The following is a 13,356-nucleotide window of genomic DNA, read 5'->3' on the forward strand; positions in this document are numbered from 1 at the left end:
GGGAGAACAGTGAGGATCGGTCAGGGTTTCGACGTGCATGCCTTCGGTGATGGCGACTTCGTCACGCTCGGTGGCGTGCGCGTGCCGCATGGGCGCGGGCTGCTCGCCCACTCCGATGGCGACGTGGTGATCCACGCGCTGTGCGATGCGATCTTCGGTGCCTTGGCACTGGGCGACATCGGCCAGCACTTTCCGCCGTCGGATCCGCGCTGGCGCGGCGCCGACAGCCGCCAGTTCCTGCGCCACGCCGCGGCGCTGATGGCGCAGCAGGGCTATCGCCTGGGCAATGCCGACGTCACCGTGATCTGCGAGGCGCCCAAGGTCGGCCCGCACGCGCCGACCATGCGACAGAACCTGGCGGCGGACCTGGGCTGCGACCTCGCGCAGATCAGCATCAAGGCCACCACCACCGAGAAACTCGGCTTCACCGGGCGCGGCGAAGGCATCGCGGCGCAGGCCTGCGTGCTGCTGGAGCGCGCGTGAGCGAGGTCGAGGCCCGCGGTTCCGGCAACCGGCTGCAGGAGCAGTTGGAAGCCATCGTCGAACTGCTGCGGCAGCAGTCGCGCATGCGCGACGAACTGGACGAGTTGCGCGACGCCGGCGCCAGCCCGGTCGACCGCGCTCCGATCGCCGAAGCCCTGCGCGACAGCGCCGACGTGCTTCAGCAGCAGCTCGATCCGCTGCATCCGGCAGACATCGCCTTCATCCTCGAATCGCTGCCGCTGGCCGAGCGCCTCGCGGTGTGGCAGCGCGTGCGCGCCGACCGCGATGGCGAGATCCTACTGGAAGTGTCCGACGCGGTGCGCGAGTCGCTCATCGCCGACATGGACCAGGGCGAGATCATGGCGGCGGTCGAGCCGCTGGACGCCGACGAGCTGGCCGACCTAGTCGAAGATCTGCCCACCGAGGTGCTGCCCGAGCTGATGGCCAGCCTCGACGCGCAGCAGCGCGAGCGGGTGCAGTCGGCGCTGTCCTACGAGGACGACCAGGTCGGCGCGCTGATGGACTTCGAGATGGTGACCATCCGCGAGGATGTGAGCCTGGAGACCGTACTGCGCTACCTGCGCCGGTTCGACGAGCTGCCCGCGCAGACCGACAAGCTGTTCGTGGTGAACCAGGACAACCTGCTCACCGGCGTGCTGCCGCTGCACTGGCTGCTGGTCAACTCGCCGGACCGGATGGTCGGTGAGGTGATGGCGCCGGACGTCAACACCTTCCACCCGCACGACGATGCCTACGACGTGGCCCAGGCCTTCGAGCGCTACGACCTGGTGTCTGCGCCAGTGGTGGACGAGGGCGGGCACCTGATCGGCCGCCTCACCGTGGATGCGATGGTCGACGTGATCCGCGAGGAGGGCGAGAGCGAGGCGCTCAGTCGCGGCGGCCTGCGCGAGGAGGAGGACATCTTCGCCTCGGTGTGGGCCAGCCTGCGCAACCGCTGGTCGTGGCTGGCGGTCAACCTGGTCACCGCGTTCATCGCTTCGCGGGTGATCGGCCTGTTCGAGGGCTCGATCCAGCAGCTGGTGGCGCTGGCCACGCTGATGCCGATCGTGGCCGGCATCGGCGGCAATTCCGGCAACCAGACCATCACCATGATCGTGCGGGCGATGGCGCTCAACCAGATCAATGCCGACAGCGTGCGCCGGCTGTGGCGCAAGGAGCTGGCGGTGTCGCTGGTGAACGGCCTGCTCTGGGGCGGCGTGATCGGCGTGGTGGCGTACGCGTTGTACGACAACGTTGCGCTCGGCCTGGTGATGACCGCGGCGATGACGCTCAACCTGCTGCTGGCCGCGTTTGCCGGCGTGGGCATTCCGATGCTGATGACCAGGTTCGGGCGCGATCCGGCGCTCGGTTCCAGCGTGCTGATCACCGCGATGACCGACAGCGGCGGCTTCTTCATCTTTCTTGGCCTGGCGACGATCTTCCTGCTCTAGGTCTTTTTCTTCTGGCCGGCGTCGTCCGGCGGAGTGATGTTCCGTGTCCGAATTGCCCTTTGCCTGCGGTGCCGCGCCGTTGACCGCTCGCCTGCGCGTGGCGCCGGAAGATTTCGTCGTCGAGGAAATCCTGGGTTACGACACCGACGGCGCCGGCGAGCACGCGCTGCTGTGGGTCGAGAAGCGCGGCGCCAACACCGACTGGGTGGCACGGGAGTTGGCCCGCTTTGCCGAAGTGCCGCCGGTGAACGTGGGGTACGCCGGGTTGAAGGACCGCCACGCGGTGACGCGGCAGGCGTTCTCCGTGCAGCTGCCCGGACGTCCGGATCCGGACTGGTCGACGTTTCCGCATGCCGAGGTGAAGGTGCTGGCCGCCACGCGGCACGGGCGCAAGCTCAAGCGTGGCGCGCTGCGCGGCAACCGTTTCGTGCTCACGCTGCGTGAAGTGCAGGGCGAGCGCGAGGCGGCCGAACGCGTGCTGCAGCAGATCGCCGCGCGCGGCGTGCCCAACTATTTCGGCGAGCAGCGTTTCGGTCGCGAGGGCGGCAACCTGGCGCAGGCGCGGGCGATGTTCGCCGGCCGCCGCATGGATCGCGACAAGCGTTCGATCCTGCTGTCCGCCGCACGCTCGCAGATTTTCAACAGCGTGCTGGCCGCGCGGGTGGAGCAGGGCACGTGGGACACCGCGCTGCCGGGCGAGATCTGGTCGCTGGCCGGCTCACGTTCGTGGTTTGGCCCGGAGCCGTTCGACGACGCGCTGGCGGGTCGGCTTGCTCAGGGCGACATCCATCCATCCGGTCCGTTGTGGGGCGAGGGTGAGCCGCCCAGCACCGAGGTGGTCGGCGCGCTGGAGCGGCAGGTGGCGGCCGATCATGCGGATCTGGCCGAGGGTCTGGTCAAGGCGCGGATGGAGCAGGAGCGGCGCGCGCTGCGGCTGATGCCGAAGGACCTGCGCTGGCGCTGGCTGGACGAGGCCACGCTGGAGCTGGCATTCGAACTTCCCGCCGGCGCCTACGCGACGGTCGTGGTGCGCGAGCTTGCCGCGGTGACCGGCTGACCGCTCGCCCGCTCAGGATTTCAGCAGCACCACCACCGCGCCGGTGCCGCCCATGGCCGGGCGCGCCGAGGCGAAGGCGATCACCTCGTCGCGTCGGCGCAGCATGCGGTCGGTCAACGCCTTCAGCACCGGGCCGGCGGATTTCGAGCGCAGCCCCTTGCCGTGCACGATGCGCACGCAGCGCAGGCCGTTCTGTCGTGCCTCGGCGAGGAAGTCGGCGATGCTGGCCTGCGCCGCGGCCGCGTTCATGTGGTGCAGGTCCAGGTCGTCCTGCACGCTGAAATGGCCGCGCTTGAGCTGCTTGAGCAGCTTGGGCGGGTAGCCGTCATGCAGGAAGCTCAGTTCCTCGCCCACCTCCATCAGTGCCGGGTCGAAGGCCATGTCCAGCAGTTCGCCGGGCACCGCGGCCTCGTCGGCCTCGAACATGCGCGGTCGGGGTGCCGGTCGGGGCGTCGCCGGCGGCAGCGGCGCGGGATCGAACGTGCGCACCTCGCCGATCGCCTCGCGAAACAGGCGCGCGTCGTCCTCGGTGACAGTGGTGGGCGGGCGGCGCTTCATCACTCCATGCTAACCAATGCGGCGCCCGCTGAAACGCGGCAAAAGCGCGCCTTCGTCGATGAAACTCCCCCGCCGCTCGGTTAGACTCGAACGCCTGCACGGGGCTCGGCTGCGAGGCGCCTGCCGCGGTCCCGACAACGTTCTTCTACGGATCAACATGCGAGTTCTGGTAAGCAACGATGATGGCGTGGATGCACTGGGCATCCGCGTGCTCGCCGAGCGCCTCGGTGCGGTCGGCAAGGTAACGGTGGTCGCGCCCGACCGGGACCGCTCCGGCGCCAGCAATTCGCTCACGCTGGATGCGCCGATCCGTGTCGGCCGCATGGACAACGGCTACTACCGCGTCGCCGGCACGCCCACCGATTGCGTGCACCTGGCGCTGGCCGGCCTGCTCGATGAGGAGCCGCATATAGTGGTCTCCGGCATCAATAACTCGGCCAACCTGGGCGACGACGTGATCTATTCCGGCACCGTGTCGGCGGCGATGGAGGGGCGCTTCCTCGGCCTGCCGGCGATCGCCGTGTCGCTCGCCAGCAAGGACCATCGCGGCGAGCATTACGAGTCCGCCGCGCGGGCCGTGGTGATGCTGATGGAGCGGCTGCTGGTCGACCCGCTGCCGGCCGATACCATCCTCAACGTCAACGTGCCCGACCTGCCGTGGGAGCAGATCCGCGGCTTCGAAGTGGCGCGGCTGGGCAAGCGCCATCGCGCCGAGGCGTGCATCGCGCAGACCGATCCGCGCGGCCGTCCGATGTGGTGGATCGGGCCGGCCGGCGACGCCGAGGACGACGGCCCCGGCACCGATTTCCACGCGGTGCGCCGCGGCTACGTGTCGGTGACCCCGATCCACGTCGACCTCACCCGCTACCAGGCGCTGGAGAAGGTCAGCGGCTGGATGCAGGCGATGACCGACGCCATCGACGACCAGGCGGCCTGAGCGATGAACATCCATCCGTTGCCGCCGTCGGCATTGAAAGGCGAGGGCATGACCTCGCAGCGAGCCCGCGATCGCCTCGCGGCCACGCTGAAGGAAAGCGGCATCCGCGATGCGCGGGTGATCGACGTGATCCGCAACCTGCCGCGCCATCACTTCATCGACCAGGCGCTGCACTCGCGCGCATACGAGAATACCGCGTTGCCGATCGGCCACGGCCAGACCATCTCGCAGCCGTGGGTGGTGGCGCGGATGACCGAGGCGCTGCTCGAATTCGGCATGCCGCAGAAAGTGCTGGAGATTGGCACCGGCTCGGGCTACCAGGCGGCCGTGCTGGCGGCACTGGTGCCGCAGGTCTACACGGTGGAGCGCATCGAGGAGCTGCTGCGCCAGGCGCGCCGGCGATTCCGCCAGCTGGGCATCGCCAACCTGCGTTCCCGCTACGACGACGGCAAGCTCGGCTGGCCGGACGAGGGTCCGTTCGATGCGGTGATCCTCACCGCCGCGGGCGACGCCATTCCGCACGCCATCCTCGACCAAATGACGCCGACCGGCGTGCTGATCGCGCCGGTCGGTTCGCCCAGCAGCCAGACGCTGATCCGCATGCGCGGCGACGGACAGGGTGACTTCATCCAGGAAGAACTCGGCCCGGTGAGCTTCGTTCCGCTGCTTGGTGGCATCGGCTGATGCGCCTGTTCGGAGCGTTGTATGCGCGGGCGCTGAAGTGGGCGCGCCATCCTCGGGCGATCTACTACCTGTGCGGGCTCAGCTTCGTGGAGGCCTTCATTTTCCCGGTAATGCCGGAGGTGATGCTGGCGCCGATGATGCTCGGCAAGCGCCATCGTGCGTTCTTCTACGCCAACCTCAGCCTGGTGTTTTCGCTGCTCGGTTCGCTGGTCGGCTATGCGCTGGGGCACTGGGCGTACGACAGCATCCACCCCCTGCTCAGCCCGGCGATGCAGCAGACCATCGGCACCTGGGTGGCGCAGTTGCGCAGCGACATGAGCCAGCATTGGCTGGCCATGCTCGGGGCCTTGATGCTCGCTGCCCTGCAGCCGGTAATCCCGATGAAGTTCGTGACCTGGGCCGCGGGCATCGTCGGCGTGCCGCTCGTGCCCTTCCTGGCCTGCATGGCGATTGGCCGCGGCAAGCGCGTATGGCTGCTGGCCCTGCTGGTGCGCGTGGTGGGTGAGCGTGCCGAACAGATCCTGCACAAGAACATCGAGCGCATCGGCTGGGCTGTCGTGGCGGTCATCGGCCTGCTGCTGGTGTGGTGGCTGTGGCTGCGCTGAGCCCGCCTGCATGCCGGTCATCGCATAGGAAACGCGGCATGAGGTCGCTATGCTTCTTGGCATGAAGGGAACCATCCAGTCGCTAGCGATGCTTTTGCTCGCCGTCCTGCTGGCCGCCTGCGGCACGACTAGATCGGTCGTCGTACAGCGCACGAGCCAACCGCGCATCACAACCTATCCGGCATCCTCACGCTCGCAGCCGCAGGGCCATGCGGCGAGCTATCGGGTGGCGAAGGGCGACACGCTTTATTCGATCGCGTTCCGGCACGGCGTGGATTTCCGCGACGTGGCCCGCTGGAACGGCATCCCGGCGCCTTACACGATCCGACCCGGACAACAGCTGGTGCTGCGCTCGCCGTCCTCCCGCGATGCCGTCACCAGCCGGTCGGTGGCGCGGGTGTCGCCGGCGCCCCGCGTATCGCCCGCTGCGGTTACCGGGTCGCGCCCCGCCGCGCCGTACGCTTCGTCATCGGCTCCCACGCGTTCGCCCGCCCTTGCCGACAATGTGCCGGTGGCCGGCGAACCGGCCAGCGTGTCGCCACCGCCGGCTTTGCCCGCAGCGGCGTCGGGAGGCACCCGTTCAGCCGGTGGCGTCCAGTGGCGCTGGCCGGCCGACGGCCGCGTGATCAACGGTTTCCAGAGCGGCGATGCCATTCCCGGGATCGAAATCGGCGGCGCGGCCGGCAGTCCGGTGCGGGCCGCCGCCGATGGCGTGGTGGTCTATAGCGGCAACGGTCTGGTTGGATACGGCGAGCTGATCATCGTCAAGCACAGTGACGACTTCCTCTCTGCCTATGGCCACAACCGCAAGCGATTGGTGAAGGAAGGGCAGCGCGTGTCGGCTGGCCAGCAGATCGCGGAAATGGGCGACACCGGCGCCTCGCGCGACGAGCTGCAGTTCCAGATCCGCCGTAACGGCAATCCGGTCAATCCGCTCGATTACCTGCCCGCGCGCTGAGGCTCAGGCGCCGCCGGATGGCCCGGCAGGATGAAACCCGCGACGACACGGCGTCCTTCGCCGGCGAGCAGGTCGTAGGTGCGCGCAGCGGCGGCATTGTCCATCACTTCGATGCCCACGCCGCGACGCAGAAACGCCGCGAGAAAATCGGCCGGAGGGAAGCTTTGCCGTTCGCCGGTGCCCAGCAGGACCAGTTCCGGCTGCAGCTCGAAGAACGCCTCGGCAAGGTCGGGGCCCAGGCTCCTGGCGTCCGAGGCGGGCCAACCCTCGATCATGCGATCCGGCGCGAGCAGGAAGCTCACCGTGATGTCCCGGTCGACCACCGTGATGCGGTCGCGCGCCGTGCGGCGCACGAACAGGAACGACTCGGGGCGGTCGAGCGACAGGTCCATCAGCGCGGCAGGGCAAGCTTCGGATCGTCGGCGTTGCGACGGAACAGCACCACGATGTGTCCGATCTCCTGCACGTTCTCGGCGCCAGTGCCCTCGGCGAGGAACCGGATCTGCGCCTGGCGCTCGTCCTTGTCACCACCGGAAAGCTTCACCTTCACCAGTTCGTGATGGGTCAGCGCGAGGTCCAGTTCCTTCACTACCGCATCGGTAGCGCCCTTGGCGCCGAGCAGGATGACCGGGCTCAGGTCGTGGGCAAGGCTGCGCAGGTAGCGGCGCTGGGAAGGAGAGAGGGCCATGCAGGGAAACGCTCGATTCGCGGATAACGGACCCCAAAGGGTATCATGCAGGTCATTCCCCGTATCTGTGATCTTGCCGCCATGCCCCGCAGCAAAAGCAGTTCCCGCTGGCTGCGGGAACACTTCGACGACGTCTACGTGAAGAAGGCCCTGGCCGAGGGCGTGCGCTCCCGAGCGGTCTACAAGCTCGAGGAACTGATCGAGCGCGATCGCCTGCTCAAGCCGGGCATCACCGTGGTGGATCTCGGCGCAGCTCCGGGAGGCTGGTCGCAACTGGTGCGTCAGCGTCTGGGTGATACCGGCAAGGTGGTGGCGCTCGACATTCTCCCCATGCAGGGCATCGCCGGCGTGGATTTCCTGCAAGGCGACTTCCGCGAGGCGGATGTGTTGTCGCAGCTCGAGGCCCGACTGGACAACCAGAAGGTCGATCTTGTGCTGTCGGACATGGCCCCCAATATGAGTGGCGTGGCGCTGGCTGATCAGATCCGTTCCATGGATCTGGCCGAGCTAGCGCTGGATTTCAGCAAGCAATGGCTCAAGCCGGGTGGATCGTTCCTGATCAAGCTGTTTCAGGGCACCGGCTTCGATGATTACCTTCGTCGCTTGCGTGCGGACTTTTCGCGCGTAAGTATGCGTAAACCTAAGGCCTCCCGCGCGCGTTCGCGGGAGGTGTACGCGTTGGCCGTCGGGCTCAAGTCCGGCGGGGCGCAACCGGGCGGAAACCGTGTATGAACGAGATGGCTAAAAACCTCCTGCTCTGGCTGATCATCGCGGTGGTGCTCATCGCCGTGTTCCAGAGCTTCAATCCCCACGGCGGTGCTTCGTCCGATCTGCCCTACAGCGCATTCGTGCAGAACGTGGACAACGGCAACGTGTCCAACGCCAACATCAGCGCAGAGAATCCAGCCACCATCAGCGGCAAGCTGAAGGACGGCAGCAGCTTCCGCACGGTGGCTCCGGTGCTCGGCTTCTCCACCAACACCGTGATCAAGCAGATGCAGGACAAGGGCGTCGAGGTCCGCCAGGAATCGGCGCCCGGGTTCTCCCTGGTCAGCCTGCTGGTGAGCTGGCTGCCGGTGATCCTGATCGCGGGCGTGTTCATCTGGTTCATGCGCCAGATGCAGTCCGGCGGTGGTGGTCGCGGCGCAATGAGCTTCGGTCGCTCCCGTGCCAAGTTGCAGGGCGAGGACCAGGTGAAGGTCAACTTCAGCGACGTGGCCGGCTGTGACGAGGCCAAGGAGGAGGTCGGCGAGCTGGTCGAATTCCTGCGCGACCCGGGCAAGTTCCAGAAACTGGGCGGCAAGATTCCCCGCGGGGTATTGATGGTTGGCCCACCGGGTACCGGCAAGACCTTGCTCGCCAAGGCGATCGCCGGCGAGGCGAAAGTGCCGTTCTTCTCGATCTCCGGCTCGGATTTCGTCGAGATGTTCGTGGGCGTCGGCGCCAGCCGTGTGCGCGACATGTTCGAGCAGGCCAAGAAGCACGCACCGTGCATCATTTTCATCGACGAGATCGATGCCGTCGGCCGCCATCGCGGCGCCGGTCTGGGCGGCGGTCACGATGAGCGCGAGCAGACTCTCAATCAGCTGCTGGTGGAGATGGACGGCTTTGAAGGCACCGAAGGCATCATCGTCATCGCTGCGACCAACCGTCCCGACGTGCTTGATCCGGCGCTGCTGCGCCCGGGCCGGTTCGATCGCCAGGTGGTTGTCGGGCTGCCGGACGTGAAGGGCCGTGAACAGATCCTGCAGGTGCACCTGCGCAAGGTGCCGATGGCGAGCGACGTCAACGCGATGGTGATCGCGCGAGGCACGCCTGGCTTCTCCGGTGCCGATCTGGCCAACCTCGTCAACGAGGCGGCGCTGTTCGCAGCCCGTGAGAATGCGCGCGAAGTGCGCATGAGCCACCTGGACAAGGCGCGCGACAAGATCCTCATGGGCGCCGAGCGCCGCTCGATGGCCATGAGCGAGGACGAGAAGAAACTCACCGCCTATCACGAGGCCGGGCATGCGATTGTGGGTCGACTCGTCCCGGAGCACGACCCGGTCTACAAGGTCACCATCATTCCTCGTGGTCGCGCCCTCGGTGTGACGATGTACCTGCCCGAGAGCGACAAGTACAGCATCAACCGCGTGGCGATCCAGTCACAGCTCTGCTCGCTCTACGGCGGTCGCGTGGCGGAGGAGTTGATCTTCGGAGCGGACAAGGTCACCACGGGCGCCTCGAACGATATCGAGCGAGCCACCAAGATGGCCCGCAACATGGCCACCAAATGGGGGCTTTCCGACGAGCTCGGGCCGATCACCTACGGCGAGGACGAGGACGAGGTGTTTCTGGGGCGCTCGGTTACCCAGCACAAGAGCATCTCGAACGAAACCGCGAGCAAGATCGATGCGGTGGTGCGCGGCATCCTCGATCGCGCTTATGCGCGCAGCAAGCAGTTGCTGACGGACAACATCGACAAGCTGCATGTGATGGCCGAGGCGCTCCTGCAGTACGAGACTATCGACGCGCACCAGATCAACGAGATCATGGAGGGCCGTGTGCCCGGTCCGCCGGCCGACTGGTCCAAGAGCGGCCCGGGTGGTCCCATGCCGCCGTTGCCCCCGCGGGGCGATACGGGTTCGAGCAAGCTCGGCAATCCCGCTGTCCAGAGTTGACGGACCGGCATCAAGCGCTTTCACTTATCCAGAACGCCGCGTCTTTCGCGGCGTTTCTGTTTGGACGGCCAAACGAGCCGATGATCCCAAGTGGGAGCGGTGCCGTCGTTGGGCGACCGGCACCGTGCAACAAAAAAATTCAAAAAAGTGTTGACGCCCGACGGCTGTATCTGAATAATTCCGCTTCTTGCTTCGGCGCTCTTCACTCCGGTGGATGAGAAGCCAAGGCGAAACGTTTTGAAGTGTGCGCCCGTAGCTCAGCTGGATAGAGTACCTGGCTACGAACCAGGCGGTCGGGAGTTCGAATCTCTCCGGGCGCGCCATCTTCATCCAGGAAATGTCCGCTCGCGGATGCTTCCAAGCTGCGGGGCGGTGGATTGCCCTGTAGGCCGAACGGCAAGGTGGTTCGGTGTGTGCTCGTATACGGATTGACTGGGCGACACGTCACCCGTACATTTGAAAGCTTCGCGCAGCGAACGTGATCGATGTTTTTGGCGGGGTATAGCTCAGTCTGGTAGAGCGTTGCGTTTGGGACGCAAAAGTCGGGGGTTCGAATCCCTCTGCCCCGACCACGCTAGGCTCTTCCGTGCGGTGACTGCGCCTGTAGCTCAACCGGATAGAGCATCGGCCTTCTAAGCCGACGGTTGCAGGTTCGAGTCCTGTCGGGCGCGCCAACAAAGTGTTTTATGGTGGGCGTAGCTCAGCTGGTTAGAGTCCCGGATTGTGATTCCGGATGTCGTGGGTTCGAATCCCATCGCTCACCCCAAATTTGAAGTTTCAGGGCCGTTAGCTCAGCTGGTAGAGCAGTTGACTCTTAATCAATTGGTCGTAGGTTCGAATCCTACACGGCCCACCAGTGAACCCAGGACGCCGGTCGACATCGACCGGCGTTTTGCTTTTCCGGGCAGGCATTTCCTTCGGCGGGGGAAAGCATCAGCCACGGCTCCGGAGCGCTTGTGCTGCGGGCTGGCGCGACCCTAGAATACGGGGCTTTCGTGTAAGGGAATCATCGACTTAGAGCCGCTCTGCAGAGTGCGCGAAACGATCTGCGCCAGGGCTTCTGCCCGAAGCAAATTGCTCGTGAAATCTGCCGCTTACGGTGCTTCGACGGTGGTGAGGCGAAAGTGGCGGAACTGGTAGACGCACCAGATTTAGGTTCTGGCGGGTAACACCGTGCGGGTTCGAGTCCCGCCTTTCGCACCAATCCCTTGCTTTTTTTCACGTTACGGGCGGCTACCGTGCCGCCACGGTGCCTTCGTCAGGCCCGTCATCAAGGTCATCCAGGAGTCGTCATGCAGGTTTCGGTTGAGAACGTTGGCAAGCTCGAGCGCAAGCTCACCGTGAAGTTTCCTGCCGAGCGCTACGAGTCGCAGGTCAGCGCGCGCATCGCGGAAATGGGCCGCACGGTCCGCCTCAAGGGCTTCCGTCCGGGCAAGGTGCCGACGACCGTCATCCAGCAGCGCTTTGGCGCGCAGGTGCGTGGCGAGGTGCTCTCAGATCTGATCGGTAGCACGCTGCGCGAGGCCTTCGACAAGGAGAACCTCCGCCCGGTGGCGAATCCGGCCATCGACACCACGGGCAAGCCGGAGAATGGCGAGATCGCCTACACGGCCACCTTCGAGGTGATGCCCGAGTTCCCGGCCATCGACGTCTCCACGCTGGCGATCCAGCGCCCGGTGGCCGAGGTGTCCGACGCTGACATCGAAAAGATGATCGAGACGCTGCGTCAGCAGCGCCGCACGTTCGACGCCGTGGACCGCGCCTCCAAGGATGGCGATTTCGTGATGTTCGAGTACGCCGCGCAGGCGGGCGACTATCGCTTCCCGGCCGAGGGCCTGGAGCGTGCCGGCAGCGTGCTGGGCTCGGGCACGCTGTTCAAGGCGCTGGACGAGGCGCTGACCGGCCGCAAGGGCGAGGAGTCGTTCGAGGCCGATGTTGAATTTCCGGCCGACTTTCGTAATGAACAGCTGGCCGGCAAGACGGCCAAGGTGAGCTTCAGCATCGTTAAGGTGCAGGAGCCCCAGCTGCCGGAAGTCGACGCGGAGTTCGCCAAGCTGTTCGGCATCGCCGACGGCGACCTGGACACTTTCCGCAAGGAAGTCCGTGCCAACCTGGAGCGCGAGCTCAAAGCCACGCTGATGGCGCGCCTGAAGTCCGAGGTGGCGGAGAAGCTCGCCGACACCTACGCCGATGTCGATGTGCCGAACCTGATGGTGCAGTCCGAAGCCCGTGCCCTCGCTGCGGGCAGCGTTCCGAAGGGCCAGCAGCCCCCGCCGCAGCTGGTCGAGGCCGCTGCTCCGATGGCGCGCAAGCGCGTGCTGGCTGGCCTGTTGATGGGTGAGATCGCCCGCAAGCAGTCGCTGGTGATCGATCGCAAGCGCGTGGCCGAGCAGCTGGCAGCAATCGCCTCGACCTACGAGGAGCCGGAGCAGGTCATTGAACTGTACAACTCCGATCCCCAACTGATGCAGGGACTGCAGAACCGCGTAATGGAAGACCAGGTGGCCGAGTGGGTGGCAGAACACGCCAGCACCACGGCCCAGAATCTGAGCTTTGATGAGGTGATGCGTCCGGCGGGTGCCTGAGCCGCGTATTCTCGGGTTGTTCCATCACGCCAATCACCGGAGTGCCGCACAAATGACCATGGATACGATCACCAACCTCAACCTGATTCCCATGGTCGTCGAGCAGACGGCCCGCGGTGAGCGCTCGTACGACATCTACTCCCGTTTGCTGAAGGAGCGGGTGATCTTTCTGGTGGGCGAGGTGAACGATCACGTCGCCAACCTGCTGGTGGCGCAGATGCTGTTCCTGGAATCGGAAAACCCCGAGAAGGACATCCATCTGTACATCAACAGCCCCGGTGGCGCGGTGACCGCCGGTCTGGCGATCTACGACACGATGCAGTTCGTCAAGCCCGACGTCAGCACCATGTGCATCGGCCAGGCCTGCAGTGCCGCCTCGCTGCTGCTCATGGCGGGCGCCAAGGGCAAGCGGTACTCGTTGCCCAACTCCCGCGTGATGATCCACCAGCCCTCCGGTGGTGCTCGCGGACAGGCGACGGATATCGAGATCCAGGCTCAGGAAATCCTCTACCTGCGTCGCCGCCTGAACCAGATCTACGTCGACCATACTGGTCAACCGCTGGACAAGATCGAGCGGGACATGGAGCGCGACCGCTTCATGAGCGCCGAGGCGGCCAAGGAGTATGGCCTGATCGATTCCGTGCTGGACCGTCGGGCGGTCGACAGCGTCAAGTCGGCCTGATCGAGCAG

The 13,356-nt window shown here is 66.0% G+C and carries 14 protein-coding genes and 6 tRNA genes; 17 read left to right on the top strand and 3 right to left on the bottom strand.

Features of this window, described 5'->3' with window-relative positions; genetic code table 11:
• Window positions 1–9 precede the first annotated feature (9 nt).
• The 3 genes from ispF to truD are packed head-to-tail and all read left to right on the top strand — an operon-like array spanning window position 10 to window position 2,991.
• Window positions 10–483, top strand: coding sequence for a 2-C-methyl-D-erythritol 2,4-cyclodiphosphate synthase (gene ispF / locus ISP17_RS12195; protein WP_404633509.1), 474 nt, complete (start codon window positions 10–12; stop codon window positions 481–483).
• Window positions 480–1,934 (top strand): magnesium transporter, encoded by a 1,455-nt coding sequence (mgtE, locus tag ISP17_RS12200; RefSeq protein ID WP_404633511.1) that lies wholly within the window; start codon window positions 480–482, stop codon window positions 1,932–1,934. Before ispF ends, mgtE begins: the two co-directional genes overlap by 4 nt.
• 43 nt (window positions 1,935–1,977) lie before the next feature.
• The gene (gene truD / locus ISP17_RS12205) at window positions 1,978–2,991 is read left to right on the top strand and encodes a tRNA pseudouridine(13) synthase TruD (protein WP_404633513.1); all 1,014 of its coding nucleotides are present in this window, start codon (window positions 1,978–1,980) and stop codon (window positions 2,989–2,991) included.
• A gap of 12 nt (window positions 2,992–3,003) precedes the next feature.
• Here the strand turns inward: truD and ISP17_RS12210 are convergent, their stop codons facing one another.
• Window positions 3,004–3,549 (bottom strand): Smr/MutS family protein, encoded by a 546-nt coding sequence (locus tag ISP17_RS12210; RefSeq protein WP_404633515.1) that lies wholly within the window; start codon window positions 3,547–3,549, stop codon window positions 3,004–3,006.
• A 157-nt stretch (window positions 3,550–3,706) separates the two neighbouring features.
• Here ISP17_RS12210 and surE point away from each other — a divergent pair, with 157 nt between their 5' ends.
• The 4 genes from surE to ISP17_RS12230 all read left to right on the top strand — a co-directional run bounded on the left by surE (window position 3,707) and on the right by ISP17_RS12230 (window position 6,733).
• Window positions 3,707–4,486 carry a 5'/3'-nucleotidase SurE gene (gene surE / locus ISP17_RS12215; RefSeq protein WP_404633517.1) on the top strand — a complete coding sequence of 260 codons (780 nt, stop codon included), beginning with the start codon at window positions 3,707–3,709 and terminating at the stop codon, window positions 4,484–4,486.
• A 3-nt stretch (window positions 4,487–4,489) separates the two neighbouring features.
• Window positions 4,490–5,170 (top strand): protein-L-isoaspartate(D-aspartate) O-methyltransferase, encoded by a 681-nt coding sequence (locus ISP17_RS12220; protein WP_404633519.1) that lies wholly within the window; start codon window positions 4,490–4,492, stop codon window positions 5,168–5,170.
• Window positions 5,170–5,775 carry a YqaA family protein gene (locus ISP17_RS12225; RefSeq protein ID WP_404633521.1) on the top strand — a complete coding sequence of 202 codons (606 nt, stop codon included), beginning with the start codon at window positions 5,170–5,172 and terminating at the stop codon, window positions 5,773–5,775. Before ISP17_RS12220 ends, ISP17_RS12225 begins: the two co-directional genes overlap by 1 nt.
• Window positions 5,776–5,836: 61 nt before the next feature.
• Window positions 5,837–6,733 (top strand): peptidoglycan DD-metalloendopeptidase family protein, encoded by an 897-nt coding sequence (locus ISP17_RS12230; protein ID WP_404633523.1) that lies wholly within the window; start codon window positions 5,837–5,839, stop codon window positions 6,731–6,733.
• Here ISP17_RS12230 and ISP17_RS12235 read toward each other — a convergent pair.
• Together ISP17_RS12235 and yhbY are read right to left on the bottom strand one after the other, a co-directional pair.
• Window positions 6,715–7,125, bottom strand: a complete 411-nt coding sequence (locus ISP17_RS12235) for an Mth938-like domain-containing protein (protein WP_404633525.1) — start codon at window positions 7,123–7,125, stop codon at window positions 6,715–6,717. The genes ISP17_RS12230 and ISP17_RS12235 overlap by 19 nt on opposite strands.
• Complete coding sequence (gene yhbY / locus ISP17_RS12240) at window positions 7,125–7,421, bottom strand: ribosome assembly RNA-binding protein YhbY (RefSeq protein ID WP_404633527.1); 297 nt, start codon at window positions 7,419–7,421, stop codon at window positions 7,125–7,127. The genes ISP17_RS12235 and yhbY overlap by 1 nt, the downstream gene beginning before the upstream one ends.
• 81 nt (window positions 7,422–7,502) lie before the next feature.
• Between yhbY and rlmE the strand changes: the two genes are divergently transcribed.
• From rlmE to clpP, 10 genes are all read left to right on the top strand, one after another.
• Window positions 7,503–8,153, top strand: a complete 651-nt coding sequence (rlmE, locus tag ISP17_RS12245) for a 23S rRNA (uridine(2552)-2'-O)-methyltransferase RlmE (protein ID WP_404634304.1) — start codon at window positions 7,503–7,505, stop codon at window positions 8,151–8,153.
• The gene (gene ftsH / locus ISP17_RS12250) at window positions 8,150–10,081 is read left to right on the top strand and encodes an ATP-dependent zinc metalloprotease FtsH (protein ID WP_404633529.1); all 1,932 of its coding nucleotides are present in this window, start codon (window positions 8,150–8,152) and stop codon (window positions 10,079–10,081) included. The genes rlmE and ftsH overlap by 4 nt, the downstream gene beginning before the upstream one ends.
• Before the next feature lie 246 nt (window positions 10,082–10,327).
• Window positions 10,328–10,404, top strand: a tRNA-Arg gene (locus tag ISP17_RS12255).
• 172 nt (window positions 10,405–10,576) lie between these two features.
• Window positions 10,577–10,653 (top strand) — tRNA-Pro (locus ISP17_RS12260).
• Window positions 10,654–10,678: 25 nt separating this feature from the next.
• Window positions 10,679–10,755, top strand: a tRNA-Arg gene (locus tag ISP17_RS12265).
• Window positions 10,756–10,770: 15 nt separating this feature from the next.
• Window positions 10,771–10,847, top strand: a tRNA-His gene (locus ISP17_RS12270).
• A 14-nt stretch (window positions 10,848–10,861) separates the two neighbouring features.
• Window positions 10,862–10,937: transfer RNA gene (locus tag ISP17_RS12275), tRNA-Lys, on the top strand.
• A gap of 262 nt (window positions 10,938–11,199) precedes the next feature.
• A tRNA-Leu gene (locus tag ISP17_RS12280) sits at window positions 11,200–11,284 on the top strand.
• A gap of 89 nt (window positions 11,285–11,373) precedes the next feature.
• On the top strand, window positions 11,374–12,666 hold the full coding sequence (tig, locus tag ISP17_RS12285) for a trigger factor (protein WP_404633531.1): 1,293 nt from the start codon (window positions 11,374–11,376) through the stop codon (window positions 12,664–12,666).
• A 58-nt stretch (window positions 12,667–12,724) separates the two neighbouring features.
• Window positions 12,725–13,348 (top strand): ATP-dependent Clp endopeptidase proteolytic subunit ClpP, encoded by a 624-nt coding sequence (gene clpP, locus ISP17_RS12290; RefSeq protein WP_449757873.1) that lies wholly within the window; start codon window positions 12,725–12,727, stop codon window positions 13,346–13,348.
• The last annotated feature ends 8 nt before the right edge of the window (window positions 13,349–13,356 follow it).

The sequence above is a fragment of the Dyella ginsengisoli genome, from assembly GCF_044904665.1.
GTDB classification, from domain to species: Bacteria; Pseudomonadota; Gammaproteobacteria; order Xanthomonadales; family Rhodanobacteraceae; genus Dyella_A; species Dyella_A ginsengisoli.

Coding starts and splice junctions, on each gene's coding strand:
- ISP17_RS12210 (WP_404633515.1), bottom strand. CDS start 3,549: ATGAAGCGCCGCCCGCCCACCACTGTCACCGAGGACGACGCGCGCCTG.
- surE (WP_404633517.1), top strand. CDS start 3,707: ATGCGAGTTCTGGTAAGCAACGATGATGGCGTGGATGCACTGGGCATC.
- ISP17_RS12220 (WP_404633519.1), top strand. CDS start 4,490: ATGAACATCCATCCGTTGCCGCCGTCGGCATTGAAAGGCGAGGGCATG.
- ISP17_RS12225 (WP_404633521.1), top strand. CDS start 5,170: ATGCGCCTGTTCGGAGCGTTGTATGCGCGGGCGCTGAAGTGGGCGCGC.
- ISP17_RS12230 (WP_404633523.1), top strand. CDS start 5,837: ATGAAGGGAACCATCCAGTCGCTAGCGATGCTTTTGCTCGCCGTCCTG.
- ISP17_RS12235 (WP_404633525.1), bottom strand. CDS start 7,125: ATGGACCTGTCGCTCGACCGCCCCGAGTCGTTCCTGTTCGTGCGCCGC.
- yhbY (WP_404633527.1), bottom strand. CDS start 7,421: ATGGCCCTCTCTCCTTCCCAGCGCCGCTACCTGCGCAGCCTTGCCCAC.
- rlmE (WP_404634304.1), top strand. CDS start 7,503: ATGCCCCGCAGCAAAAGCAGTTCCCGCTGGCTGCGGGAACACTTCGAC.
- ftsH (WP_404633529.1), top strand. CDS start 8,150: ATGAACGAGATGGCTAAAAACCTCCTGCTCTGGCTGATCATCGCGGTG.
- tig (WP_404633531.1), top strand. CDS start 11,374: ATGCAGGTTTCGGTTGAGAACGTTGGCAAGCTCGAGCGCAAGCTCACC.
- clpP (WP_449757873.1), top strand. CDS start 12,725: ATGGATACGATCACCAACCTCAACCTGATTCCCATGGTCGTCGAGCAG.